The organism is Verrucomicrobiia bacterium (genome assembly GCA_019634635.1).
Lineage (GTDB): Bacteria > Verrucomicrobiota > Verrucomicrobiia > Limisphaerales > UBA9464 > UBA9464.
In genome coordinates, this window is the sequence record JAHCBB010000001.1 from 20,783 (window position 1) to 45,993 (window position 25,211).

At 66.7% G+C, this 25,211-nt stretch carries 19 protein-coding genes and 1 pseudogene; 12 read left to right on the forward strand and 8 right to left on the reverse strand.

What is annotated here, in order from left to right; all coding sequences use genetic code 11:
* Positions 1 to 101: 101 nt before the first annotated feature.
* The 10 genes from KF791_00135 to KF791_00180 all read left to right on the forward strand — a co-directional run bounded on the left by KF791_00135 (position 102) and on the right by KF791_00180 (position 11,051).
* A complete protein-coding gene (locus KF791_00135) occupies positions 102 to 1,892 on the forward strand; it encodes a sulfatase (GenBank protein ID MBX3730980.1) in 1,791 nt (596 codons plus the stop codon).
* 93 nt (positions 1,893 to 1,985) lie between these two features.
* Entirely contained in the window at positions 1,986 to 4,721 is a 2,736-nt protein-coding gene (locus KF791_00140) for a leucine--tRNA ligase (GenBank protein MBX3730981.1), read from the forward strand.
* A gap of 75 nt (positions 4,722 to 4,796) precedes the next feature.
* Positions 4,797 to 4,946, forward strand: coding sequence for a hypothetical protein (locus tag KF791_00145; GenBank protein ID MBX3730982.1), 150 nt, complete (start codon positions 4,797 to 4,799; stop codon positions 4,944 to 4,946).
* 2 nt (positions 4,947 to 4,948) lie between these two features.
* On the forward strand, positions 4,949 to 5,356 hold the full coding sequence (locus KF791_00150) for a hypothetical protein (protein ID MBX3730983.1): 408 nt from the start codon (positions 4,949 to 4,951) through the stop codon (positions 5,354 to 5,356).
* A gap of 17 nt (positions 5,357 to 5,373) precedes the next feature.
* Positions 5,374 to 5,928 (forward strand): phosphopantothenoylcysteine decarboxylase, encoded by a 555-nt coding sequence (locus KF791_00155; GenBank protein MBX3730984.1) that lies wholly within the window; start codon positions 5,374 to 5,376, stop codon positions 5,926 to 5,928.
* Positions 5,929 to 5,955: 27 nt separating this feature from the next.
* Positions 5,956 to 7,380, forward strand: coding sequence for a hypothetical protein (locus KF791_00160; protein MBX3730985.1), 1,425 nt, complete (start codon positions 5,956 to 5,958; stop codon positions 7,378 to 7,380).
* On the forward strand, positions 7,377 to 8,825 hold the full coding sequence (locus KF791_00165; GenBank protein MBX3730986.1) for a sigma-54-dependent Fis family transcriptional regulator: 1,449 nt from the start codon (positions 7,377 to 7,379) through the stop codon (positions 8,823 to 8,825). The genes KF791_00160 and KF791_00165 overlap by 4 nt, the downstream gene beginning before the upstream one ends.
* The gene (locus tag KF791_00170) at positions 8,822 to 9,169 is read left to right on the forward strand and encodes a hypothetical protein (protein MBX3730987.1); all 348 of its coding nucleotides are present in this window, start codon (positions 8,822 to 8,824) and stop codon (positions 9,167 to 9,169) included. Before KF791_00165 ends, KF791_00170 begins: the two co-directional genes overlap by 4 nt.
* A complete protein-coding gene (hpnD, locus tag KF791_00175) occupies positions 9,166 to 10,038 on the forward strand; it encodes a presqualene diphosphate synthase HpnD (GenBank protein MBX3730988.1) in 873 nt (290 codons plus the stop codon). The genes KF791_00170 and hpnD overlap by 4 nt, the downstream gene beginning before the upstream one ends.
* 5 nt (positions 10,039 to 10,043) lie before the next feature.
* Positions 10,044 to 11,051, forward strand: a complete 1,008-nt coding sequence (locus KF791_00180) for an alpha/beta fold hydrolase (GenBank protein ID MBX3730989.1) — start codon at positions 10,044 to 10,046, stop codon at positions 11,049 to 11,051.
* Here KF791_00180 and hemL read toward each other — a convergent pair whose 3' ends face one another.
* From hemL to prmC, 4 genes are all read right to left on the reverse strand, one after another.
* Complete coding sequence (gene hemL / locus KF791_00185; GenBank protein ID MBX3730990.1) at positions 11,052 to 12,332, reverse strand: glutamate-1-semialdehyde 2,1-aminomutase; 1,281 nt, start codon at positions 12,330 to 12,332, stop codon at positions 11,052 to 11,054.
* Between the two features lie 93 nt (positions 12,333 to 12,425).
* Complete coding sequence (locus KF791_00190; protein MBX3730991.1) at positions 12,426 to 16,577, reverse strand: hypothetical protein; 4,152 nt, start codon at positions 16,575 to 16,577, stop codon at positions 12,426 to 12,428.
* Positions 16,578 to 16,744: 167 nt separating this feature from the next.
* Positions 16,745 to 18,007 carry a UDP-N-acetylglucosamine 1-carboxyvinyltransferase gene (gene murA, locus KF791_00195; GenBank protein MBX3730992.1) on the reverse strand — a complete coding sequence of 421 codons (1,263 nt, stop codon included), beginning with the start codon at positions 18,005 to 18,007 and terminating at the stop codon, positions 16,745 to 16,747.
* A gap of 25 nt (positions 18,008 to 18,032) precedes the next feature.
* Entirely contained in the window at positions 18,033 to 18,935 is a 903-nt protein-coding gene (gene prmC, locus KF791_00200) for a peptide chain release factor N(5)-glutamine methyltransferase (protein ID MBX3730993.1), read from the reverse strand.
* 278 nt (positions 18,936 to 19,213) lie between these two features.
* Between prmC and KF791_00205 the strand changes: the two genes are divergently transcribed.
* Positions 19,214 to 19,756, forward strand: coding sequence for a gamma carbonic anhydrase family protein (locus KF791_00205; GenBank protein MBX3730994.1), 543 nt, complete (start codon positions 19,214 to 19,216; stop codon positions 19,754 to 19,756).
* Between the two features lie 140 nt (positions 19,757 to 19,896).
* Positions 19,897 to 20,721, forward strand: coding sequence for a 3-deoxy-8-phosphooctulonate synthase (gene kdsA / locus KF791_00210; protein ID MBX3730995.1), 825 nt, complete (start codon positions 19,897 to 19,899; stop codon positions 20,719 to 20,721).
* Between the two features lie 604 nt (positions 20,722 to 21,325).
* On the opposite strand, the pseudogene KF791_00215 reads toward kdsA, so the two are convergent.
* The 4 genes and pseudogenes from KF791_00215 to KF791_00230 form a co-directional block, all read right to left on the reverse strand.
* Positions 21,326 to 21,544: pseudogene (locus tag KF791_00215) on the reverse strand (prepilin-type N-terminal cleavage/methylation domain-containing protein).
* A 13-nt stretch (positions 21,545 to 21,557) separates the two neighbouring features.
* Entirely contained in the window at positions 21,558 to 22,433 is an 876-nt protein-coding gene (locus KF791_00220; protein ID MBX3730996.1) for a hypothetical protein, read from the reverse strand.
* Between the two features lie 74 nt (positions 22,434 to 22,507).
* Complete coding sequence (locus KF791_00225; GenBank protein ID MBX3730997.1) at positions 22,508 to 23,047, reverse strand: PEP-CTERM sorting domain-containing protein; 540 nt, start codon at positions 23,045 to 23,047, stop codon at positions 22,508 to 22,510.
* A 542-nt stretch (positions 23,048 to 23,589) separates the two neighbouring features.
* Positions 23,590 to 25,197, reverse strand: coding sequence for a thiamine pyrophosphate-binding protein (locus KF791_00230; GenBank protein ID MBX3730998.1), 1,608 nt, complete (start codon positions 25,195 to 25,197; stop codon positions 23,590 to 23,592).
* Positions 25,198 to 25,211 lie beyond the last annotated feature (14 nt).

The following is a 25,211-nucleotide window of genomic DNA, read 5'->3' on the forward strand; positions in this document are numbered from 1 at the left end:
GGGGGTTCGCGTAGCCTCCGCCGATGTCCTTGTCCGGAACGCGGCGCGCGGGATTGTGGTTGCGGTCGATTTTCCCGTTGGGGTGGTTCGGCCTTCTCCTGATGTCCTGGGAACCTCCGGTCGCGGCGGCGGTGCGCCCGCCAAACGTGATCCTGATCGTCGCCGATGACCTCGGGTATGGTGATCTGGGTTGCTATGGGAGGACGGATCTTCGGACGCCGCACCTGGACCGGATGGCTGCCGAGGGATTGCGGTTCACCGGATTCCAGGTGCCGCAGGCCGTGTGTTCGGCGTCGCGGGCTGCGTTGCTGACCGGGTGCTATCCGAACCGCGTCGGCATCCTCGGAGCGTTGTTTCCCGGCGCCCCGATGGGACTTCATCCCGGCGAGGTCACCATGGCGGAAGTGCTGCAGGCCCGGGGTCATGCCACATGCATCGTGGGCAAATGGCACCTGGGAGACGCCCCGCCGTTCCACCCGTTGCGCCATGGGTTCGATGAGTGGCTGGGACTGCCGTACTCCAACGACATGTGGCCCCGGCATCCGACGATGACGAATTTTCCGCCCCTCCCGATGCTGGATGGATTCGCGGTGGTGAATGGCGACGTGGGGCCGGAGGATCAGGCGGCCCTGACGGCCCGCTACACGGCGCGCGCCGTGGACTTCATCCGCAGGCAGGCGCGGCGGCCGTTCTTCCTGTACGTGGCCCACTCCATGCCGCATGTGCCGCTCTTTGCCTCGGAGCGGTTTCGCGGACGCTCGGGCGCCGGGCTGTACGGCGATGTGATCGAGGAACTGGATGCCTCCGTCGGGGACATCCTGGCGGCGTTGCAAGAGACCGGTGTGGAGCGGGACACGCTGGTTCTCTTCACGTCCGACAATGGACCATGGCTCACGTATGGCGACCATGCCGGAGTCACCGGTGGCCTTCGGGAAGGCAAGGGCACTGCCTGGGAAGGCGGAGTGCGCGTGCCGCTGATCGTCCGATGGCCCGGGCAGGTGGCCCCGGGGCGCGTGCACTCCGGGGTGGCGTCCACGCTGGACCTGCTGCCGACACTGGCGGCCCTCACCGACGCTCCCATGCCGCAGGAGCGCGTCGTGGATGGCCGCAATCTGGCGTCGGTGTTCACCAATGCACCCACGAGTGACGTGGAGGATTCGTTCGTTCCCGGGTATTATGGCGCGAACCTGTGCCACCTGAGATGGGGGCACTGGAAGCGGGTGTTTTCCCATGTGTACCAGCACCTGGATCGGGCCGGTGCGGGCGGGCTGCCGGGAGCCTATATTCAGCAGCGGACGGGGCCGGCACTCTTCCATCTTGGCGACGACCCTGCCGAGGCCGTGGACGTTTCGGTGACGCATTCGGAGGTGGCCGCCCTTCTGGACCAGGCCGGTGACCGTTGGAGGCGATCGTTGGGCGACGGATTGCGAACCCTGGTCGGCACGGAGGTGCGGCCGGCGGGATTCGCTGCGGCGTTTCGGGTGCTTCCCGAGGGGGATGGGCGCCTGTCGTTGCGGGCAACCAACGCGGTGGTTCAAGGGGTGGACCTGCGATACGGGCTGGTCTCCGGGCTGGAGGCGATCACGTCGTGGACGCGGACATCGGACCGGGCGGAATGGGAGTTGGTCATCCACCGCACCGGGGCGTACCGGATCGAAGTGGAACACGCCTCCCGTCCGGGTGTGCGCGACGTCCCGCTCGATATTTTCGTCAACGGTCAGCGGATTCGACGAGCCCTGGCGGGGCAGGGGGCGGACACGTTCGTGGTGGAATCACCGGGCACCGTGCAGTTCGCCGCCGGGGGGCGGCACCGCCTGGAGGTTCGGGGTGCCACGCCTTCGGGTTCGGCACTGGACGCCCTGCGCGCGGTGGTGCTGCATCCCATTCCCTGAGCTGGGACTGCCAGTGCGGCCGTGGACGGAACGCCACGCCGGAAGGCCTGCCTTGCCCGGCGGAACCCCGGTGTCCATGCTGCGCGTTCCGATATGGCCCGACGTCAGTACCCGTTTCATGTGATTGAGCCCAGGTGGCAGCAGCGCTGGGCGGCGCAACAGACCTTCCGGGCGTGGAATCCTGGCGAGCACATTCCGGAGGGCCATCCGTTCGGCGTGCGCCATGGACTGAGCGGCCGGAACCCCGGTGCGATCGCATTGCCGCCGAAGTGCTACCTGCTCGACATGTTTCCCTATCCATCCGGTGCGGGCCTCCACGTCGGGCATCCCGAGGGGTACACGGCGACGGACATTCTCGCCCGGTACCGGCGTGCCCAGGGGTACAATGTGCTGCACCCGATGGGGTGGGATGCCTTCGGGCTTCCCGCCGAGCAGTACGCGGTGCGGACCGGTCAACATCCGCGGGTCACCACGGAGGCGAACATCGCCACGTTCACCCGGCAGATCAAAAGCCTGGGATTCAGCTATGACTGGACCCGCGAGGTGGCCACCACCGATCCGGGCTACTTTCGATGGACGCAATGGATCTTCCTGCAGCTGTACCAGTCCTGGTACAATCCCGAGAATCGGCGCGCGGAGCCCATGACCACGCTGCCGATGCCCGCAGCGTGCGACACGGCGGAACGGCAGCGTGCGTACCGGGATGCCCACCGGCTGGCCTATGTTTGTGAGGCGCCGGTGAACTGGTGTCCGGAACTCGGCACCGTGCTGGCCAACGAGGAGGTGGTGGCCGGCAGGAGCGAGGTCGGGGGATTCCCGGTGGAGCGCCGGCCGATGCGGCAGTGGATGCTGCGCATCACGGCCTATGCAGAGCGTCTGCTGGAGGATCTGGAGGGGTTGCAATGGAGCGCGTCGCTGAAGGAGATGCAGCGAAACTGGATCGGCCGCAGCGAGGGGGCGCGGGTGGAGTTCCCGGTGGAGGGCCTTGAGGAGCGGATTCCGGTCTTTACGACCCGTCCGGACACGCTGTTTGGAGCCACCTACCTGGTGTTGTCTCCGGAGCACCCCCTGGTGCCACGATTGACGACGGCGGCGCAGGACGAGGTGGTGCGCGGGTATCGGGCGTTTGCCGCGGGCCGGTCGGACCTCGAGCGGACGGAATTGTCGAAGGAGAAGACCGGAGTGTTCTGTGGGGCGCATGCGCTGAACCCGGTCAACGGCGAGCGGCTTCCGGTATGGATCGCGGACTACGTGCTCGCCAGCTATGGCACCGGGGCGATCATGGCGGTCCCGGGGCACGACACGCGCGATCTGGAATTCGCCGGGAAGTTTGGACTGCCCGTGCGCCAGGTGGTCGAGCCGCCGGCGGGCACGGATTGGCGCGGATTCACGGGTGACGGTGTTGCGGTGAATTCTTCCACGGAATCGTTCTCCCTGGATGGACTGCCCTCTCCGGAGGCCCGGCGTCGGATCACCGAGTGGCTGCAGGCCCGGGGCTTCGGGTCACGAACCGTGAACTACAAGCTCCGGGACTGGCTGTTCAGCCGGCAGCGCTACTGGGGTGAGCCCTTTCCCATTGTGTGGCGCCCCGACAGCGACGGCGTATTGCATCATGAGTCCGTGCCGGAGGATGCCCTGCCGCTGGTGCCGCCCCCGCTGGATGACTACAAGCCAACGCCGGATGGACGCCCGCCGCTCGCGCGGGCGACGTCCTGGGTGGAACTTCCGGATGGCGCGATCCGCGAGACCAACACCATGCCGCAATGGGCGGGAAGTTGCTGGTATTACCTCCGGTATCTCGACGCGCGGAATGCCGGCCGGTTCGTGTCCGCCGAGTCCGAGTCTTACTGGATGCTTCCGGCGCCGGGACCGTCGGCGCTGCCGCCGGGGTCCCCCGGCGTGGACCTGTATGTCGGCGGCACGGAGCATGCCGTGTTGCACCTGCTGTATGCCCGCTTCTGGCACAAGGTGCTGTTCGACCTCGGTCAGGTCTCGACCCCGGAACCGTTCTTTCGGTTGGTCAACCAGGGGCTGATCCTGGGCGAGGACGGACAGAAGATGTCGAAGTCCCGCGGCAACGTGGTGAATCCGGACGAGGTGCTCGCAGAATATGGCGCCGACGCCTTCCGCCTGTACGAGATGTTCCTCGGACCGCTTCAGGAGGTGAAACCCTGGAGCACGCAGGGCGTTTCGGGGGTTTACAAGTTTCTGGGGCGCGTGTGGCGTCTGTTTGTGGATGAGGCCGGCGAGGCCGCGTTTGAGCAGCGGTGCGCCGTCGAGCCTGACCGGGCCGAGGAATGGCTGCAGGAGCTTCGTCTTGCGGCGAATGTCCAGGAGGTGCCGCCGGATGCCTTCCATCTGCGGCCGCTGCATGCCTGCATCCGCAAGGTGACCGAGGACTTTGAGGGCCTGCGTTTCAACACGGCCATCTCGGCGTTGATGATCTTTGTCAATGAAGCCATTGCCTGGGAGGTGCGGCCGGTCGCGGTCCTTCGCACCTTCCTTCAGTTGCTTGCCCCGCTGGCGCCGCATCTTGCGGAGGAACTTTGGGACCTCCTTGGCCGGAGCAGCGGCCTGCCCACACCGTCCCTCTCGTATGCCGCCTGGCCCGCCTTCGATCCGGCGCTGCTGGTGGAGGACACGCTGGAGATCCCCGTTCAGGTCAATGGCAAGCTCCGCGATCTCCTCCGGGTCTCCGCGACGGCGTCTGATGCCGGGCTTGAGGCCGCCGCCCTGCGTTCGGAGAAGGTGCAACCGTTCCTGGAGGGACGGATGATCCGGCGCGTGATCGTGGTCCCCGGAAAGCTGGTGAACATTGTGGTGGTCTGAAGTCCCATTGTTCCCGGGAGTCGCAGGTGAAGTGCGCTATTCCTATCCCGGGGGGCGTCATGCTATCTTGTCATCGTGTTGACGGTGCTGACTCCCGGGGAGCGACGGGCGCTGACGCTGGTGCTGTTCCTGGTGCTGACCGGGCTGGCCACGCAGTTCTGGCTCCGGTCGCGACCTCCGCGGGAGCTGCCGCCGCTGCCGTTGCCGGTTCCATCGTCGCGCTGAACATGGGCAAACAGGATCTCGATGCGGCCCTGGCGCCGCTGTTGGAGCGGGACTCGCGGTATGATCGCGGGGCGTACCACTTCGTGCGCGAGGCGCTGGATCACACCCAGGCGTTGCTGCTGCGGCGTGGAGAGCCGGCGCCACGCCACGTGACCGGCCGCGAGTTGCTGGAGGGCATCCGCTCCTACGCCCTTGAGCAGTTTGGTCCCATGAGCTGCACGGTGTTTGAGGCATGGGGTGTGAGGACGTGCGATGATTTCGGGGAGATCGTCTTCAACCTGATTTCCCACCGGATCCTGTCGAAGTCGGAAACGGATCTGCGGGAGGACTTCAAGGACGGCTACGATTTCGAGGAGGCGTTCCGGCGTCCGTATGTGCCGGGGGTGGCGCCGGCCTCCCGCAACCGCTGAGCCTCCCTCCCAACCTCATGGCCTCCCCCCCGCTGATTGTCCTCGGTGTGACCGGCTCCATCGCTGCGCACCGGGCGGTGGATCTGGCCAGCCTGCTCACCCGGGCCGGGGCCGCGGTGCACGTGGTCATGACTGCCGACGCGCAGCGGTTCGTCACGCCATTGGCGCTCAAGACCCTGTCGCGGCACCCGGTTGTGACCGACCTGTATGACGAGGAGGAGGGATGGAAGCCGGCGCACATCCGGCTGGCGGACGAGGCGTCCCTGCTCCTGATCGCGCCGGCGACGGCCCAGGTGATTGCCCGGCTGGCGCTGGGCCTGGCCGATGACGCCCTCACCTGCGTGGCCCTGGCCTTGAACGAACGGGCGCGCCTGCTGGTGGCTCCCGCGATGAACGGTCGCATGTGGCAGCACCCCGCAACGCAGTCCCATGTGGCGTTGCTGCGGCAGCGTGGTGCGGAATTCCTGGGGCCGGAGGAAGGACTGCTCTCCTGCGGGTACGAGGGGTTGGGTCGCCTCTGGCCGGTGGCCGACATCGCGGCGCGGGCCCGGGAACTCACCGGGATCGCCTGAACCTTCGGGAGTCCCGGATACCCCGCCATGCCGCCGCCCGAGTTCTGGAATCGGTGGCGGTCGTGGGCGGACACTCTGCGGGCGTTGAGTTCGACGCCCCCACCTCCGCCGGAGGTGTTCTTGCGTCGGATCCGCTTTGTGGAGCGTGGCGTGGGCCTGCCGGTCAAGGCGGTGGTGCTGGTGTTCCTGCTCATCGCGCTCTTCTTCACGGACTGGTTTTCGGCTCTGACGCCGATGAACGAGGACGTGCCGGTCTACATCCGCACATTCTTCCTGCTGTACTTCGCCCTCAATGTCGGGGCCGGTCTGATCCTCTGGGGCATGGACGAGGTTTCACCCCGGCTCGTGGTCCGGGTGACCTACATCATGGCCGTGCTGGATGCGGCCATGCTGTCGCTGCTGGTGGTGGTGATGGGGGGCTTCGACAGCGCGCTGTATTGGGTTTTCCTCGGTCTGGTGGTTCGCAATGCCGCCATCATCCCGCACGCTGACGTCCAGGTGGCGGTCAATCTCATCGTCAGCGCGCTCTACCTCGTGGCCGGGCTGCTCGAACTGATGGCGACGGAGAGCGCGAAGGAACTGATCCGGGGGACGGGGCGGGGGACCGTGACGGGAGGCATCTTTGACGAGTCCGACCTGCCGGTGACCGAGTCCCTCGTGCTGCGCCTGCTGCTGCTGGTGCTCATGACCGCCTGCTGCGCGGGCATCCAGGTGCTGGTGGACCGCCAGCGGCAGCGGGAATGGGAGGGACGTGAGTTCCAGATCAAGCAGCAGCAACTGGAGGCTGCGGGCCGGCTCGCGGCGGAAATCGCCCACCAGCTCAAGAATCCCCTCGGCATCATCAACAACGCCGCATTCACCCTCCAGCGCACCGTCAAGGAGGGCAAGACCATCACCCAGCAGATCCGCATCATCCGGGAGGAGGTCAACCGGTCCGACCGGATCATCACCGAACTCATGGGATATGCCCGGCTGGCGGAAGGGCGGGTGGAGCGGGTGCAGCTCAACGAGGAGCTCGATCGGGCGGTGGAGGCGGTGCTGCCGGCGGCGGCGCGCTTCGATATCCGGGTGCATCGAAGCTTCGAGCCGGGCCTCCCGCAGCTGCTCGGGCAACGCGCCCATTTCGCCGAGGTGTTCGCGAACCTGCTGACCAATGCGCGCGAGGCGATGGGGGGGCGGGGCGAGATCCATCTGTCCACGCGGACCGGTGCGGACTTCTCGGTGATCGCCACCGTCCGTGACGACGGTCCCGGGATCTCGCCGGAGAAATTGGACCAGGTCTTTGAGCCGTATTTTACGACCAAGGAGCGGGGCACCGGCCTTGGGCTTGCCATCGTGCGGCACAACACGGAGATCTATGGCGGCACCGTGGAGGTGGAATCGGAGCTTGGAAAGGGCACCCAATTCACGATTCGATTCCCGGCTCGCGCCCTCATGCGCGTCCGCAAATGAAGCTTCCCCCGCTCCTCGTCGTGGATGACGAGAAAAACATGCGTCTGACCCTCGAGACGGTGCTCCGCGACGAGGGGTACGAGGTGCTGCTCGCGGAGTCCGCCGAGGCGGCCCTCAAGCGCCTGGCGGACGAGGAGGTGTTCCTGGTGATCACCGACGCGCGCCTCGGAGGGATGAGCGGCTACGAGTTCCTCAAGGAGGTGGTGAAGCGGCATGCGGGTCTGCCGGTGCTGATCATCACGGCCTACGCCACCCCCCGCCTGGCGGTGGAGGCCATCAAGAACGGAGCGGTGGACTACCTTGGAAAGCCGTTCGAGCCGGGCGAACTCATTCATGCGGTTCAACGCTGTGCGGAACGGCACCGACTGATGGCGGAGAATGCCGCGCTCCGCGCCCGGGCCGGCGAGCCGTACCGCCTCGACCATCTGATCGGCGAGGCCCCGAAGGTCCGTGAACTGCGGCAGTTGATCCAGACCGTGGCCCCGACGGATGCGACCGTGCTCATCCTCGGGGAAAGCGGCACCGGCAAGGAGTTGATCGCGGGAGCGTTGCACGCCCTGAGCCAGCGGGCACCCCACCCGTACGTCCGACTGAACTGCGCGGCGATCCCCGAGACCCTGTTGGAAAGCGAGCTTTTCGGATACGAGCGGGGTGCCTTCACGGGCGCGCACCGGACCAAGCGGGGTCTCGTGGAGGAGGCGGACGGCGGCACCATCTTTCTCGACGAAATCGGGGACATGAGCCGGCCGCTCCAGGCGAAGCTGTTGCGGTTTCTGGAGGATGGCTCGTTCTCCCGGGTGGGCGGCACGCAGGAACTCAAGGTCCATGTGCGCCTGATCGCGGCGACCAACCGCAACATTGTGGAGGCGATCCAGAAGGGGGACTTCCGGGAGGACCTGTTTCACCGGCTGAATGTCATCCAGTTCCGCCCGTCACCACTCCGGGAGCGCGGGCGCGACATCCTGTTGCTTGCGGAATTTTTTCTCCGGCATTTCGCGCTGCGCCTCGGACGTCCGGTCACCGGCATCAGTGCCGCGGCGCAGGCGGCCCTGCTGGCACACTCCTGGCCGGGCAACGTCCGTGAACTCCGCAACGTGATGGAGCGGGCCGTCATCCTGGAGACCGGCACCGAGATTCAGGCAACCAGCCTGCCCGACTTCGAGGTGGAGTCGCGGTTGCGCAAAGGGCTGGCTCCGGTTTCGGGCCGCGTGGGCTCGTCGTCCCCGGAGTTGCCGGGGGGCTCGCTTGCGGAGGCCTTGGTACAGTTCGAGCGCGATCTGATCATGGCGGCCCTCCAACGCAGCGGCGGCCAGCTGTCCCGGGCCGCCCAGCACCTGGAGCTGTCCCGGCATGCGCTGCGCTACCGGATGAGCCGTCTGAACCTGCGGGTGGACGGCATCGTTGACGAGGAGTCGGACCCACCCTCAGGCTCAATCGCCAGATGATGTCTGTGGACCGCATGCTGCTGGGAGCCCTGCCGGACTCCGCCCTCCTGCCCCAGGGGTTGCCGGCCGAGGCCCAGGGGTCGTTGCGCGGGCTGATGCCCGTGCTGGCGGCGGTGTTTGCGGTGCTGGCCCTGTCGGTGATCTGGGCGGTGTTCCTGCGCAAGCCGCCGGGTGCGCGCCGTCGCGGGGTGCTGGTCGAGGGCGAGGTGTCGGACCGTTCGGCGGGCTCGGGACGCCGGCGCCGGCGCCGGCGCCGTGAGCGCCGGCCCACGAACCCGACCCGGGCGGAAACCGGCGGCCTGCCGCCGGCGGGGGCCGGCGGGGTGGACCCGACCATTCTGTGAGCACAGGGGTCAGCGAACAGATCACCCGCCAAAGTGCCTCCAACCTGGCGCTGGCGTTTGTTGTCCTGCCGCCCGACCGACGTGCGGCGATGAGCGCCCTGTATGCGTTCTGCCGCCAGGTGGATGACATCGCCGACGATGAGTCCCAGCCGGTGGCGGCGCGGCGGGCGGCTTTGGGCGAATGGCGAAGCGACATTGTGCGCGCCTGTGCCGGGGAGCCTCCGGGCCATCCGGTGATCCGGGAGTTGCAGCCGTTCATCGAGCAGTACGGGCTGCCCTGTCGTTTGTTTGATGAACTGATCGTGGGTGTGGAATCCGACCTCGACCGGCGGCGGTATGCAACCTATGCGGAGTTGGAGGAGTACTGCTATCGCGTGGCGTCGGTGGTCGGGCTCTTGAGCATCGAAATATTTGGCTATCGCGACCCGCGCTGCCGCGACTATGCGGATGCGCTCGGAAAGGCGTTGCAGTTCACGAATGTCCTCCGCGATGTCGGCAACGATGCCCAGCGGGGCAGGGTCTATCTTCCCGGGGAGGAATTGAGCCGGTTCGGGGTGAGCGCGGAGGACATCCTGGCCGGGCGGGATTCGCGGGGTTTCCGGGAGCTGGCCTCGGCGTTCGCACTTCGGGCGCGAAACCATTACCGACTGGCCCGGGAGCACCTGCCGCCCTCGGAGCGACGTTCGATGGTCGCTGCCGAGCTGATGGCCTCGGTGTACTGGAGCCTGTTGCGCCGACTGGAGCGACGCGGGTACCCGGTGCTATCCCCGGAGCCCGTCCGCCTGGGCAGGCCGCACAAGCTGGCGCTGCTCCTGCTGGCATGGATCCGGGTGCGGACCGGCATTCCGTTGGCCGCCTACGGGGCCTGATTCCGATGCCCGGTGCGGCCGCAGCATTGGGGCTTGCCGGCGTGCCACCCTACCGTCCGCCGTGGTGGCTGCGGGGGGGACACGCGCAGACGGTCTGGGCCTCGGCGTTCCGCCGTGTCGTCGCCGGAGCCCCGGTCCGGGAGCGACTCGAGCTTCCGGACGGCGATTTTCTGGACCTCGACTGGCATCGCGTTGGGGCGTCGCGCGTGGTGATCATCGCGCATGGCCTCGAGGGGGACAGCCGCCGTGGGTATGTGCGCGGGTTGGCCCGGGCATTGAATCGTCGTGCGTGGGATGTGGTGGCCTGGAATCTCCGCGGTTGCTCAGGCGAGCCAAACCGGCTGCCGCGATCCTACCACAGCGGCGCCTCGGAGGATCTGGCGGCGGTGGTGTCGGGCATCGCCGGCCGCGGCCATGCCACGGTTGCCGTGTGCGGGTTCAGCCTGGGCGGCAATCTCACCCTCAAGTTCCTGGGGGAGGGCCGTCCCGAGGGGGCCCGGGTGGTCGCGGGAGTTGCCGTTTCGGTCCCCTGCGATCTCCGAGCCTCGGCGCTGCGGCTGGACGCATCGGTCAACCGGATCTATCTGCGCCGGTTTCTGGACTCGTTGCGTCACCGCATGGATGCCAAGCGCCGGCAATTTGGAGCGATCATTCCGGTCGTGGACCGGGCCGCGATCCGGAATTTCCTGGATTTTGACGACCGGTTCACCGCGCCGCTGCATGGATTTCGGGATGCGGCCGACTACTGGGAACGTTGCTCGGCATTGCGTTTTCTGTCGGGAATCCGGGTGCCGACGCTCGTTCTGAACGCGGCGGATGATCCGTTCCTGACACCGGAGTGCCATCCGCGTCAGGACGCGGCGAAAAATCCCCGGCTGACGGTGGAGATCACGGATCACGGCGGCCACGTCGGATTTGTGGGAGGTGGCCGTCATCCGGGCGAATACTGGAGTGAGCTGCGGATCGCGTCCTTTCTGGAGGCGGCGGTCGGGCCCTCAACTCCGCCGTTCTGATCAGAGCCGCCGGAAGACGTCGGAGGCGGCGCGAATCGTTTCCTCGATGTCGCCCGGGGTGTGGGCGGTGGACAGGAAACCGGCTTCGAACTGGGAGGGCGCCAGATAAACTCCGGCGTCGAGCATCCCGTGAAAAAAACGTGCGAAGCGGTCCCGATCACATCGAAGGGCGTCACCCAGATGATGGACCGGCAGGTTGGTGAAGTATCCGCAGAACATCGAGCCAATGCGCTGCCATTGGAGGGCGATTCCGGCCCGGCGGGCCGCCTCGTTCATTCCGGATTCAAGCTGGGCGCCCAGCGATTCGAGGTGGGCGTATCCGTCGGCGGACTCCAACGTCTCCAGCGCCGCCAACCCGGCGGCCATGGCCAGGGGGTTCCCGCTGAGGGTTCCCGCCTGGTAGACCGGTCCCACCGGACTCAGCCGGTCCATGACATCTGCCCGGCCCCCGATGGCGCCGACGGGCAGGCCGCCGCCAATGACCTTGCCAAAACAGCTGAGGTCCGGTTCGAGTCCGAAGCGACCCTGCGCACCGTCGGGGCCCAGGCGGAACCCGGTCATGACCTCGTCGCAGACAAACAGGGCCCCATGTTGGCGGCAAAGCCGCTGCAAGGCTTCGTAGAAGCCCGGCTTTGGCAGGTACAGTCCGGCGTTGGCGGGGACGCCCTCAACAATGACCGCCGCGATCTCGGACCCCTTGCGCGTGAAGAGCGCATTCAGGGCGTCCGCGTCATTGTAGGGAAGGACCACCGTCAGCTTTGCCAGTTCGGATGGCACCCCGGCGCTGTCGGGCTGCCCATGCGTCAACGCACCGGAACCCGCCTTCACAAGCAGGCTGTCCGCATGCCCATGATAACAGCCGTCAAACTTGACGATGACGTCCCGCCCCGTGACTCCCCGGGCGAGCCGGATGGCGGTCATGCAGGCCTCGGTTCCCGAGTTGCAGAAGCGCAGTTTCTGGACACCCGGGACCAATCGCCGAATGGCTCCGGCCAGTTTCAGTTCCCCTGCATGAGGGGTCCCAAAGCTCGTTCCGCGTTCCGCCGCCTCCCGGATGGCTGCCGTGATCGCGGGATGAGCATGCCCCAGAATGGCCGGACCCCAGGTGCCCACGTAGTCCAACAGGCGGTTGCCATCAGCATCCGTCAGTCGGGCACCCGCCGCCGACTCGACGAAGAACGGCGAGCCGCCCACGGCGCGGAATGCGCGCACCGGCGAATTGACGCCACCGGGGAAGTAGTCGAGGGCGGTGGCAAACAGGGCATCGGACCGGGCGCGCATTGCGTGACCCTAGCCCGGGGGGGTCCTGCTGACGAGCCCCGGGCTGGCGCACTGGCTGGCGGACGCTTCGGGGCCACCGTCGGCGCCGTGCAATCACCGCCCGGTCAAGCCTTCGTCCGCACCGGGGATCCAGGTCTGTGGCGTACCCCGGATGCGAAGGAAGCGAGACCCGTCCTCGGGCAGCGGGATGTCGTCCTGGAGCGTGACCGTCTGCCATCCGTCTCCGGACTCAACGTTGAGCACCGTGGTGGGGGTCGGAAACCAGGTGAGGAGATCTTCCGACGCTTCGGCCCGGTCCACCCAACCGGCGGGTGGCGGGTTCGGGCGGGTGTAGGTGATGGTGAGATGACGTTCGGAACCGGATTCCACCGTGCCGAGCGACACTTCGTACGCCGGCGGAGCCGCCGGGGCGATTGGGATACCAGCGGCCGCAGGGCGGGGCCCGCTGGTGAGCGCCACGGAGGGTGAGGTGGATCCCACGAGCGACTGAATGCGCACGTAGTCGAACAAGATCCAGTAGGAAACCCCCGAGCCAACGGGACCCGTGCGCACAAATTCCAGAGTGTTCGGACCGGGGGTCGCGCCAAGTGCCGAGGCCGGGAACTCCAGCGACACCTCCGTGGGCGCGCTGACGCGATTGGAATACACCACGGTGGACACGCCCGCGGAATTGCGGAATCGCACCACCATGTCGTGCTCCGAGAACCCGGGCTGGACCACCCCACCGATGGCGAGAGCGCCGCCGGGGAATTCGAAACTGAGGCGCAATCTGGCTCCGGCTGCGGTGTGTGTGGGACTCAGGATGAAGTGAGCGCGGTTGGTCCGGTCGCCGATGGACAGCGCGCGTTCCCAGGCGCTGAACGGTTCATCATTCGGGACGTTCAGGGGGGCGGTCAGGCCGTTGAAACCGGCCGGATAAATGCCGGCGAAATAGAAATCATTGTCCGCGGTTGGATTGGCCGCGGGGTTGAATTGCGGGTCCCCGGGAATGCGTGTGACCAGACCGGGCGGCGCGTCATTCCGGTGATTCTGCTCACTGAACTCGGCGTAGGTCGAGGCGACCGGCGCCGACGGCGGTGCATTGAAGCCCAGCTGCCAGTCGTTGCGGGTGGGTGCCGAGCTGCCCAGACCCGGATTTTCAGACTCGGGCACTGATAATTCCATGTAGTCATACTGAATCCAGTAGGAATACCCCGTAGTTCCCAAGGGACCCGTCCGGACCACCTCAATCGAATTGGCCCCTGAGGTCGCCGACACGGAGCTGGCGGTGAAGTCCAGGATGAGTTCGGTTTGTCGCGAGATCCGTCCGGCGTAGATCTGGGTCGCCATTCCAGCGCCATTCCGGAAGCGGATCACCATGTCGTGGTCGGCAAAGCCCGGCTGGACCACCCCGTTGATCATCCATCCGCCCCCGGCAAACTCGACCGCGAGGCGCAGAACAGTGGTTGCGGCAGCCTGGGTGGGATGGAGATGGAAATGGAACCGGTTCGTGCGATCACCCAGGGTGTGCGCCCGCTCCCAGGCGATGTCCGGTTCGTCAAACGGGACCGTCAGGGGTTGCGTGAGCCGGTTGAAACCGGCGGGATAGACACCTGCGAAATAGTGATCGTCATCGGCACCCGGGTTGTTTGCCGGATTGTATTGCGGGTCCCCGGGGATCCGGGTGACGGCTCCGGGGGGCAGGTCGTTGATGTTGTTCTGAGGACTGAACTCCGCGTAGAGCGTGCCACCGGTGATATTGGGCGGCGCGTTGACCCCGATCGTCCAGACCGAGCGGATCGTCCCTGGCGACTGAGGTGCTTCCGGGGCTTCTGGGACCTCTGGAATTTCTGGGGCGCTCTGTGAGAGAACCACCGTGAATTCCCCGGTCGCACTCAACGGCGGTGTTCCATTGTCGGTCACGCGATACTCGACGAGATAGCTGTCGAGTTGCTGCCCGGATCCGGGGCTCCAGGTGACAAATCCACCCGGGGTGATTTGCAGGCCTGGCGGGCCCGAGAGGAGCTGGTAGGTGAGACTGTTGGGTGGCAGGTCGGGGTCGTTGGCGGCCAGCTGCACGGTCAGGGACGTGTTCACGGCAAGGATGCGGTCAGGAATCACCTGAGGCACCGGCGGCGCGTTGACCTCGCGGACGCTCACGGTGAATTCACTGGTGGCGCTTTGGGGATTCGGCCCGGCGTCGGTCACCCGCACCCGCACCGTCTGGGTGGAAGGTCCCTGCGCCTCGGTGGGCGTCCAGGAAAGGCGGCCATCCGAACTCACGGTCATCCCCGATGGCCCGTTCAGAAGCGAGTAGGTCAGCGCCCCGGAGGGCGTTTCGGCATCCGAGCCCGGAGCGACGAACTTCTCGATGAACGCCGTGGCGATCTGGGCATGCCCGACGTTGTTGGGATGGACGTTATCCGTCCACATGCCCGTCGAGGGATCGAAGTAATCCCCGGCCCGCACGTGCTGCACATGAAGGCCGTCGCCAGCCAGCTCCGCGCAGATCTCGGACTGGATCCCGGTCAGGACGGCCATGCCCTCCTCACTGCCCACGAGGTAGCCTACGGGTGTGCTCTTGAGCGTGCCACCGACCCACACCGAGGGTCCATCGCCGCGGGAGAGGCCTGCCCGCGCGCTCGCGGATCCGGCCGCCCAGAGGATGGTGACCGGGTGTGGGCTGACTGTCGCCGTAACCACCACCGTGTGTGCGCCCTCGCTCAGGCCCGAAATCCGGTACAGGAGCGGTGAGGCCCAGATGCGTCCGTCGCCGGACGTGCCGACGTTGTGGGGTATGGGCGAACTGGATGGATTGCCGTGCCGGGCGTTGCGATTGCCGAAGGCTCCGGTGCACGGCACCACGCCCCTTGGGATGCCATCCACGGTCACCGTAAAGGAGCCCATGTCCGTTTGCGCCGTCGCCAGATATCCGATGTAGATGGCGCTCCCTGAAAGTCCGGAGAACGTCAGCGTGCTCCCGTTCGCGGTGGCTGTCCGCCCCATATTGCCCCCAAACTGGGCGTACGGCTGCCACGTGCCGGAGGCGGACGCCGCCTGGGCGTAGGTCTTGCGGGAGGTGGGAATGGCCAGGTACGCGGCCGCATGACGCAAGCTGGAGCGGTAGAAGTTTTGATAGGCGGTCTGGGTGGGCCGGCCGAAGCCATCGCGCCCGTCGTTGTAACCTGTCAGGAGCATGGACGCCTGCGTCGGAGCAATCACGTCCGGGGAGCGCACCGGCTGGCCGCCGTGGAAGCTGTTATTGGTCACCCGAAAGCCGGGCATGAGCTGCCAGTTGATGTCCGGAATGCATGCGGAGCTGTAGGCCAGATTGGTCAGCGGCCAGCCCCGCGATTCCGCGGCACGGGCCAGCCAGGAATTGACCGACGCCGGCGACGCCGAAGCACCGGCGGTGATGGAATCCCCGAAGGCGTAGGCGATGGTTCCGGGCTGATTGAGGCGTGGTCCGTTCAAGTTCAGGGCGAGCGGGGTCAACTCCGGGAGATTCTGATCCGGCACCACCGCGGCGATCGGGGCGGCGTTGTTGCCGGCGGGAGCGCTGAGCTGGACATAGTCGTAGATGAGCCAGTAGCTGTAGCCCGATTGCGCGGGTCCGGTGCGGACGAATTCGATCGAGTTGGGCCCTGCCGTGGCATTCACCTGGCCCGGGGTGAAGTTGAGCACGAGTTCGGTTGATGCGGTGAGGCGTCCGGAATACAGCTGGGTTGCCGCGCCCGATCCGTTGCGAAAACGGACCACGAGGTCGTGAGTGCCAAATCCGGACTGCACGACCCCGTTGATCATGAAGCCACCGGAGGCGTACTCGGCGCGAAGCGTCCAGGTGCCGCCTCCGGTCACCTGGCCGGCGTCCAGGTGGAAGTGCATCCGGTTCGTCCGGTCGCCGACGGTGTGGGCCCGCTCCCAGGCGGTCCACGGTTCATCGAATGGGACGGCAAGCGGGGCACCCAGCTGGTTGAACCCGGCCGGGTAGTTGCCGGCAAAATAGTAGTCGTTGTCCGCCCCAGGATTGTTCCCGGCGTTGAACTGCGGATCTCCAGACACCCGGGTGACCAGGCCGGGCGGCGCATCGTTCCTCCCATTCTCCTGGCTGAATTCGCCGTGCAGCGCGCTTCCCGAGGCGCCGGGTGGGGCATTTTCCCCAATCTGCCAGATTTGCCGGGGTGCGGCGGCGAGGGCGTCGCTCAGGAGGCCCAACATGATGGTGACGGCCGCAAGGCCGGAGGTGCGAAGGAATCGGGTGTCCATAAGTTGCCTAGGGGGGCGGCCGTGCTGAGAATGCGGGGTGATGGACAGTCTGGGGCCTGACCGAACCACGCTGCCTTTGCGTTATTACCGAAATGAATATTCGATGGCAAGCCTCTGAACCGCACAATTGGCCAACCCACATACAGTCTCCGCGCCGGGGAAGGCCCTCACTCACCGGCCGCCCGTTCAATGCGCGCTCCAAGACCCCGCAGCTTGTCCTCCATCCGCTCATAGCCGCGGTCCAGATGGTAGATGCGATGGACCTGCGTGGACCCGCGCGCGGCCAGTCCGGCAATCACCAGGGCGGCACTGGCCCGGAGATCGCTGGCCATCACCGGAGCGCCGCTCAGGGTGCGCCCTCCCTTCACGATTGCGTTGGGTCCCTCAATGGCGATGTCCGCGCCCAACCGCAGGAGTTCCGCGACATGCATGAACCGGGATTCGAAAATCCGCTCGGTGATCACACTGATGCCTGACGCCAATGTCATAAGCGCCATGAATTGTGCCTGCACGTCGGTGGGAAATCCTGCATAGGGTTGTGTGGTCACATCGGCGGGCTTGAGCGGACCCCGGCGGCTCACCCGCAGGGCGGATCCGGTCCGCTCCACCGTCACACCGGCCTCCCGCAACTTGTCGAGCACGGCGGCAAAGTGTTCGGGACGCGCCCCATGCAAGGTGACATCGCCCCGGGTCGCAGCCGCGGCGCAGAGGAAGGTGCAGGCCTCGATGCGGTCCGGAATCACCTCGTGCCGGGTCCCATGGAGCTCCGGCACGCCGGTCACCGTCAGCGTCGGGCTCCCAATGCCTCCAATGCGGGCCCCCATGGCCACGAGGAAGCCGGCCAGGTCGGCGACTTCCGGTTCGCAGGCCGCGCTCTCGATCACGGTCACGCCGTCCGCCAGCACCGACGCCATCAGAATGTTGGCCGTGCCGAGGACTGTCGGGCCGGCGCGGCCCCCGAGAAAAATGGTGGTTCCAGACAGGCGTCGAACCTTGGCATGCACGTAACCACCCTCGATCCGAATGCGCGCGCCAAGGGCGGTCAGGCCCTTGAGGTGGAGATCAATCGGGCGGGTTCCGATCACGCAGCCCCCGGGAAGCGAGACGCTCGCCGCGCGCAACCTCCCGAGGAGCGGACCGAGGATGCAGATGCTGCCCCGCATCTTCCGGATCAGCTCGTAGTCCCCGAAGCCGCGGATTTTGGCGGCACGCACGGTCACGACATCGCCCTCGCGCGACACCGACGCGCCGAGCGACTTGAGGATGCTCAACATGAATGCCACGTCGCTCAGGTCGGGCACGCGCCGGACGATGCAGGTGTCGCCGGTCAGCAGCGTGGCGGCCAGGATGGGAAGAACGGCGTTCTTGGAGCCGCTGATGGTGACCTCGCCGCGCAACGGCGTGCCGCCCTGAATGATGAAGCTGTCCATGACCGGGTTGCAGTGCGCGCCCGGGTCAGGTCCCGGGTGGGACGCGTGACGCCGGAAGCGGGGTCACGATGAGAATGCGGTCCCGGCCGGACAAGTCTTTCTCGACCCGTTCCACCGTCCATGCGGTGTTGGTGAAGAGTTCCCGCACCGCCGCCGCCTGCCCATCCCCGAACTCCAGCATCAGGCACCCCGGGCGGCGCATCCGGTGCGAGGCCTCCACCGCGAGCCGTCGGAAAAAGCTCAGTCCGTCCGGACCCCCATCCAGCGCGAGCCGCGGCTCGTGGTCCCGCACCTCCGGGTCAAGCGACCCGATGTCCGCCGTGGGGATGTAGGGCGGATTCGCAACGAGCAGATCAAAGCCGCGCCGGGGTTCCCCCTCCCCGTCGGGCAACGCGGCGAAACCGTCCCCGCAATGAAACGCGATCCGGTCCGTTCCCAGGGGACGCGCGTTCTCCCGTGCGCGGTCCAGTGCCGGCACGGAGAGCTCCAGGGCGTGGACTTCGGCTGCGGGAATTGCGGCGGCGATCGCGATGGCGAGGCAGCCGGAGCCGGTGCCGAAGTCCAGCACCCGCGGTGTCGCCGAGGCGTCGGGCCTCCGGAGGCGTTCGATCGCGAGTTGTGCCAGCCGCTCTGTTTCCGGGCGCGGGATCAGGACTTCCGGACCGACCCGCAGTTCGTGCCCGAGGAATGCGGCAGTTCCCGTGAGGTGCTGAAGCGGCTCCCTGCGGCCCCGCCGCCGCACCAGATCCCGCACCGCGGCGGTCTCCGGGGCGCCCACCACCCGGTCAAACTCCAGGTACAGCCGCAGGCGTGGCTGGCGCAGGACATGGGACAGGATGAGCTCGGCGTTGAGCCGCGCGGATTCGACACCCCGTGCTTCCAGGAACTCCGTGCTGCGACGGAGGATCTCAAGGACGGTCAGCGACACCGCCGGACGCTGAACGCAACCGGGTGGCGGGTGCAAGGCAGCGCGGGGCAGACTTTGCTTCGCATTGGCGCGGCCCGCAGTGGGGTCGGCGAGCCTGCGGGCGGGGCAAGGCTCCCACGAACCGAACGTGCAACCGCGAGCCGGGCCTGTGGGGACTCCACACGCTGGCACAGGGACCTTTACCCCACCGGTCGAAGGGGCGGAGCCGCGCCTGGCCCGGCCCGCGCTGTTCGTTTTGCGGGATTGATGGTCCCCCGATCAGACGAGAGTCTCGACGTGTGGACGCACTGGAAGCCCGCTTGGACACCTTTCTCCAAAAATCGCCCACGCTCGGGCGCGATGTGTACATTGCGACGACGGCCGTGGTGATCGGTGACGTCACCCTGGGGGACGCCAGCAGCGTCTGGTACGGCGCCGTGTTGCGCGGTGACATCAACCGGATCGTGGTGGGGCATCACACCAATGTGCAGGACAACGCGGTGCTGCATCTGGCGGACGATTTTCCCTGCGTGGTTGGGTCCTGGGTGACCATCGGGCATTCGGCGATCGTGCACGCCTGCACGGTGGGGGACGAGTGCCTGATCGGGATGGGGGCAACGATTCTCGATGGCGCAGTCATCGGGAACCAATGCCTGGTGGGGGCCAACACCCTGGTGCCGCAGGGCATGCACGTGCCGCCGGGTTCCCTCGTGGTGGGTTCGCCGGCGGTGGTGAAACGCCCACTGACAACAAGCGAGCGGTCCGGGCTCAAGCACTGGGCGCAAAAGTACGTGGTCAACGGGGCCTACTGTCTCAGACACGCCATCAATGTCCGGCCATAGGGCCGCGCTCCGGCCTGGGTGGCTGGCCCTGGGCGTCTCGACCCGCGCGGGCCCAGGGCGTTCCGCGCTCCGGGCATCGCTGATTCGATATCGCCCGACGGGCATCGGCCACCTAGCCTGACGCGGTGTCGGATTCCACGATGCGCCTTTGGCGTGACCTCAGGCAGCCAGGGCGACTTTTCCTGATTGCGGGCCCCTGCGTGCTGGAGGATGAGGCGCTGTGCCTGCGGATTGGCCGCCGGATGAAGGCGCTCTGCGCAACGCTGGAGATCCCGTTCGTGTTCAAGGCCAGCTATGACAAGGCCAACCGCACCTCCGGAACGTCCTTTCGCGGCCCCGGACTGGAGGAGGGGTTGCGAATCCTGGAACGGATTCGCGGCCGTCTGGGAGTTCCCGTGCTCACCGATGTCCACACCGCGGAGGAGGCCGCAACGGCCGGCCAGGTGTGCGACGCCCTGCAGATCCCCGCCTTCCTCTGCCGCCAGACGGACTTGATCGAGGCCGCGGTGGCCACCGGGGCGGTGGTCAACATCAAGAAGGGGCAATTCCTGGCACCCGAAGACATGCGGGCAGTGGTCGCCAAGGCCCGGTCGGCGTGCTCGTCCGGAAATCCCGGGCTGCTGTTGACCGAACGCGGGACCACCTTTGGCTACCATAACCTGGTCGCCGACATGCGCTCGCTGCCCATTCTCGCGCGCCTCGGATATCCGGTGGTCTTTGACGCGACTCATTCGGTCCAGCTTCCGGGGGGTGGGGGTGACCGATCCGGGGGGCAGCGGGAGTTTGCACCCGTGCTGGCCCGCTGTGCCGTGGCGGCCGGAGCGAACGGTCTCTTCATCGAGACGCATCCGGACCCGGACCGGGCGCCGAGTGACGGCCCGAACATGATGCCGCTCGACCACATGGGCCCGCTCCTCCGGCAGTGCGTTCGCATTCACCGCGCACTGCACCGCCGGGGATCCTGAGCCGGAACGGGATTCAGGGGGCGGCGTCCGCCCTTTCGAGCACTCCGAGAATCCGGTCAAACGCCGCCCGAATGTCGCCGTACTCCCGAAGGTCCACCGTGTAGCGGGCATCGCGATTGGACCGGGACACGGCATGCCCGTCCGTGAAGAGGATGTTCACGAACGACTGCCGATGGTGGGTGCGCGGGCGGACATTGAAGTTCACCAGATCCGGCGGGCTCAGGAACTGGGTGTCGAGCGCCAGCGCCCGCAGGGGCTGGCCCTGGCGGTTGAATCCGGGATGATCGAGGCGGGTTTGCATCGCCCCGTTTCCAGCCGGGGTGTCGAAGAGCTGCGGGTTGCTGCCATGGCGGTAATAGTAACTCCCCTGCGCCTGGGAACGACCCACCCGCGACAGTTCCTCCCCGGCATCGAGCGGTTGATCGGCCCCGGGGCAGAACAGCACGCGCGGTTGAGCGGCAAGATGACTGGCCAGCAGGAGTCCCAGTCCCACCGGTCGCCCGGTTTGCAGCGACAGCAGGCTCGTTGGGGCGCCCGTGGACGGATAGAAGCTCGCCGGACTGGTGAATGGCGGTGCCTGAGGACCCAACGGAATCCGGTTCTCGTAATCGGCGGCGTACGCTTGGATGCCGAGTCCGATCTGGCGAAGGTTGGACAGGCAGGCCGCACGCCGGCCGGCACTCGCGGCAGCGGCGAGGCAGGGGAGCAACAGGGCGGCAAGCACCCCAAGAATGGCGATCACCACCAGCAATTCGATCATCGTGAAGCCGGCGGTGTGCGGCGCGTTCCGCCGGTTCCCGCCCTGGTGGAAAGTGCGTGGCATTGGAGCGCCGGGATCACCAATTGACCAGACGAACGCGAACGTATAGCGGCCCGGTGAAATCCGTGGGCAGGCGGACCGTGAGCGGCTCGCCCGTCCCGGCAAGCGGCGCGTCCCAATCGGACCATGCGTCAAGGTGGTCCGAGGTCTGGACCTGATACCAAAGTCCCGCCTCACCGGCCCAGGTGATCCGCGGCGTCTCACTTCCGGCGACCGGCGTGATCCGCAACTCCGCAGGTCGGAAAGCGGTCAGTCGCACATTGTCCACATCCCAATAGCCCCCCTCAAGACCTGAGCCGGCTTGAACGGCGGAGTACAGGCCTATGCCCAAGGGCCTGCCCGCCCACGGATCCCCGGGCAGAACCGGCGGTACGGTCACCGCAACGTCCACGAATCGGGTCAGGGTCGGGAACCGCTGCGCCGAATGCAGAATCTCATCGAAAGCCACGGTCAGGCGTTCGCCCGCATCCGTGACGGCATGGAGCACAAGCCTTAATGATGTGCCCTCCAGCATGTTGCCGCCACCTCCGATCAGGGCCACGGTCAAGGTGTAGGCGTTTCCGGGTTCATAGATTGCCGGAAACGCCCCGGCGGGCCCGGTGCCGTCCAACAGGATGCCATTGCCAGGCACGGCGAAGAGGTACAGCGCCTGGCGGCCCTCCGCGTTCTCCTTGTGGCCATCCTGACCCGGGCCTGGATTGAGGAATACTCCGGCGGCCAGGTCCCATGCGAAGTTGGTCTCGTCATCGTAGTCGGGGGGCTTGGGCGTCCGCTGCCACTCGGCCACGCTGGGACTGACGAACGGTGTTGCGGGAAACTCAAAGGATGCGTTCGGCACCGGAATGGGGATCGGTGCCGCGGCGGCGCAGAACGCCGCCACCATCGCCGTCATGGCGGCAAGCGACGATCGGATTGAGCCGGCATTCCGCCGTCGCGTTGCCCGAGGGGCCTCTCGTAGGGAACCCATCACCGTTGGGCCATCCGGCGCCGCCCGGCGGCCAGCCACCCGATGAGCCCGAGTCCCAGCAGCGCCCAAGTGCCGGGTTCGGGAACTGCCTCGACGCGGACGTTGTCCAGGTCCCAATATCCGGTGCCGTCTCCACCGGCGGCGATGATCTGAAGTCCGATGTTGCGTCCCTCGGCATCGGCACCCGGGGTGATCAGGCCGGACATCACCCCCCGGTCGTGGAGCAACGCGCCTTGTGGCAGGTCCGCCGGCGTGTAGCGGACCAGGGTGGACGCAACACTCACCGGGTTCATCGCATCATCGAGATAGAACAGCCCGAGCCTCAGTGAGTCCCCCTCGGCGATGTTGCCTCCGGCCCGCATGGCCACCGTCAGCGAATACTGGAGGCCGGATTCGTAGCGGGACGCCAGAACCTGGGTGAATCCGGCCTGCGGAATGGCCAGCAAAAACGCCGCCTGGGATCCGTCGAGATTGGCGATGTGGCTGGGAGCGCCCACGGCGGTGTTGGCAAAGACGCCGCTGAGCTGGTCCCACGTCATGCCGCCCTGCGGCTGAAACCAGTCCGGCTGGGGCGTCTTGGTCCAGTCGGTGATGCGCGGATCCACGAACGTGGTCGCGGGCAGTTCGAAGGAGCCATTGGCCACCGCAAGTGGGCCCGCAGCTCTCGTGGCGGAACAGGTGATGATGGCGGCTGCAACAGCCAACAGGGAGACGCGGGAGGTGGTGGGACAACGCATGTTCATGTCGTGATGATGGCCAGGCCCGGGCCCGGGTTACAGCTCCCGTCGTGGCAATCGGATGCCGGGAGAGCGCGCGCCAACGCCTCGGTCCAGTGACAATGGCCGCCGCGCGCCCGGTGGGCAAACGTCAACTGCGCTGCGCTGCGGTTCAGAAATCGGGGGGAACGGAAGCCGGCGGGTTGGTGACGCCTTGCGATGGAACGTCCGGGCGGGCAGCGGAGCCGCAAGGGACCCGTCCCGCTGTTGTCGGTTTGGGCAACCGGGAAGTCGGGCTGGCGGGGACTCCACACGCGAACGCGAGGACTCTCGTATTGCCCCACCGGGGGCGGCCGGATCCGGCTTCAGCGGATGCCGGCGAGTTCCTGGAGGAGGTGCCAGTTTTCGAGGCGCTCCTGGCGGGCGGCGAGGATGGTGGGGCTGGGCTTGCCGTCCTTGTCGAAATGCTTGGAGAAGCGGCCCTCGCTGCGCGCAAACATCACGAAGTCGTACACCTCGCCGGTCTTGGGCTCGACGTAGAAGTCTTCATGGGTCGCCGGGTTGCCCTGAAGGCTGAGGCGTTCGCTGATCTTTTCACCCTTGCGCGGATCGTACATCAGCACCGGGAAGGAGCGGGTGTCCACGGCCAGCTTGGACTGGTGCATGGCCATGTTGTCGCCGACGCCATGCTCCGGCTGGCAGGTGGTATACACGCTCACGATCGCCGGGCCCTCGTACTCGTTGGCCGCCAGGATGGACTTGTAGAAGTGATTGGTCATCGCGCAGCTCGTCTGCGCCACAAACGTGTTCGGGTGCATCATGGCGATCTGCGCGATTTCCTTCCGGCGCTCCGTCTTGCCCGGGATGGCCTTGCCATGCACCGAGAACTTTGTGTTCTGGCCCATGAACGACGCGGTGGAGCTCTGCCCGCCGGTGTTCGAATACACCTGGGTGTCGAGAATGAGCACCTTGATGTTCATGCCGGAGGCCAGCATGCGGCTGAGCGCCTGGAAGCCAATGTCGAGCATGGCGCCGTCGCCGCCGAACACCCAGAGCTTCTTGTCCTTCCAGCCCATCTGATCCCATCGCGATCGGACTCCCATCGCGTAGGTGGGCCCATTCTCGAACAGCGAGTTCGACCAGGGCACCACATACGGATTGTACGGGTAGGTTGAGGCGTACACGGTGGAGCAGCCGGTGGAGTTGATGATCCCGAGGTTGTCCCTGCCGTGCACGAACCCGGTGGCGGCAAGCATCATGCGGATCGCCGTACCCTCGCCGCAGCCCATGCAGGAGCCGGCGCCGCCCACGTAGAGCAGGGAACGGTCGGCCAGCATCATGTCGGTCAGCAGCTTGTCGTTGATGTACTGCTTCGGGGTCTCCGGGAGCTTGCGATAGAAATCGAAGGTCTTTTGGAAGCGCGGGAGCACCGTGCCCTCCTTCTTCAGCATCGTCAGGGCTCCGTGATCGCCACAGGCCTCCACGCATTCGGCGCAGCCCTTGCACTTGGTGGGGTCAATGAAGATCCCGAAATACCCCGGCTCCTGCCCCTTTTTCTCGTAAACGTTCCAGAACTTGGTCGTCCGGCCGAACTGCCGCCGGTAGTGCTCTCGCTCCACCGGATCCGCAATGGTCTCCAATTCGGCCTCCAAGGCCGCTTTCGGGACCACCTTGCCCAGGATGGCCGTGTCGGGGCACTCGGTCACGCAGGCCATGCAGGCAACGCAGTTCTCGGAGTGCAGCAGCGGAATCTCCGGCGCGATGTAGGAAAAATCCCGCAGTGCGGCGGAGCCGGCGGTGATCAGCGAGCGGGCGGTGGAGAGATCGGCCGGCAGCCCCATCTCGGCGGTGCCGTCATTGTAGGCACCAACAATCCGTTCGTTGAAGTCGGCGACGTCCAGGACGTCGTCCTCGACCGGACGGACGTTCAAACGCTGGGCGGGGGCCGGGGATTCGGCGATGGCTTGGCTCATGAAATCGTGGGTGA

Excerpts from the sequence above, each read along its gene's own strand:
- KF791_00135 (MBX3730980.1), top strand. The coding sequence starts at position 102 with ATGTCCTGGGAACCTCCGGTCGCGGCGGCGGTGCGCCCGCCAAACGTG.
- KF791_00140 (MBX3730981.1), top strand. The coding sequence starts at position 1,986 with ATGGCCCGACGTCAGTACCCGTTTCATGTGATTGAGCCCAGGTGGCAG.
- KF791_00150 (MBX3730983.1), top strand. The coding sequence starts at position 4,949 with ATGGGCAAACAGGATCTCGATGCGGCCCTGGCGCCGCTGTTGGAGCGG.
- KF791_00155 (MBX3730984.1), top strand. The coding sequence starts at position 5,374 with ATGGCCTCCCCCCCGCTGATTGTCCTCGGTGTGACCGGCTCCATCGCT.
- KF791_00160 (MBX3730985.1), top strand. The coding sequence starts at position 5,956 with ATGCCGCCGCCCGAGTTCTGGAATCGGTGGCGGTCGTGGGCGGACACT.
- KF791_00165 (MBX3730986.1), top strand. The coding sequence starts at position 7,377 with ATGAAGCTTCCCCCGCTCCTCGTCGTGGATGACGAGAAAAACATGCGT.
- KF791_00170 (MBX3730987.1), top strand. The coding sequence starts at position 8,822 with ATGATGTCTGTGGACCGCATGCTGCTGGGAGCCCTGCCGGACTCCGCC.
- KF791_00180 (MBX3730989.1), top strand. The coding sequence starts at position 10,044 with ATGCCCGGTGCGGCCGCAGCATTGGGGCTTGCCGGCGTGCCACCCTAC.
- hemL (MBX3730990.1), bottom strand. The coding sequence starts at position 12,332 with ATGCGCGCCCGGTCCGATGCCCTGTTTGCCACCGCCCTCGACTACTTC.
- KF791_00190 (MBX3730991.1), bottom strand. The coding sequence starts at position 16,577 with ATGGACACCCGATTCCTTCGCACCTCCGGCCTTGCGGCCGTCACCATC.
- murA (MBX3730992.1), bottom strand. The coding sequence starts at position 18,007 with ATGGACAGCTTCATCATTCAGGGCGGCACGCCGTTGCGCGGCGAGGTC.
- kdsA (MBX3730995.1), top strand. The coding sequence starts at position 19,897 with ATGCGCCTTTGGCGTGACCTCAGGCAGCCAGGGCGACTTTTCCTGATT.
- KF791_00220 (MBX3730996.1), bottom strand. The coding sequence starts at position 22,433 with ATGACGGCGATGGTGGCGGCGTTCTGCGCCGCCGCGGCACCGATCCCC.
- KF791_00225 (MBX3730997.1), bottom strand. The coding sequence starts at position 23,047 with ATGACGTGGGACCAGCTCAGCGGCGTCTTTGCCAACACCGCCGTGGGC.
- KF791_00230 (MBX3730998.1), bottom strand. The coding sequence starts at position 25,197 with ATGAGCCAAGCCATCGCCGAATCCCCGGCCCCCGCCCAGCGTTTGAAC.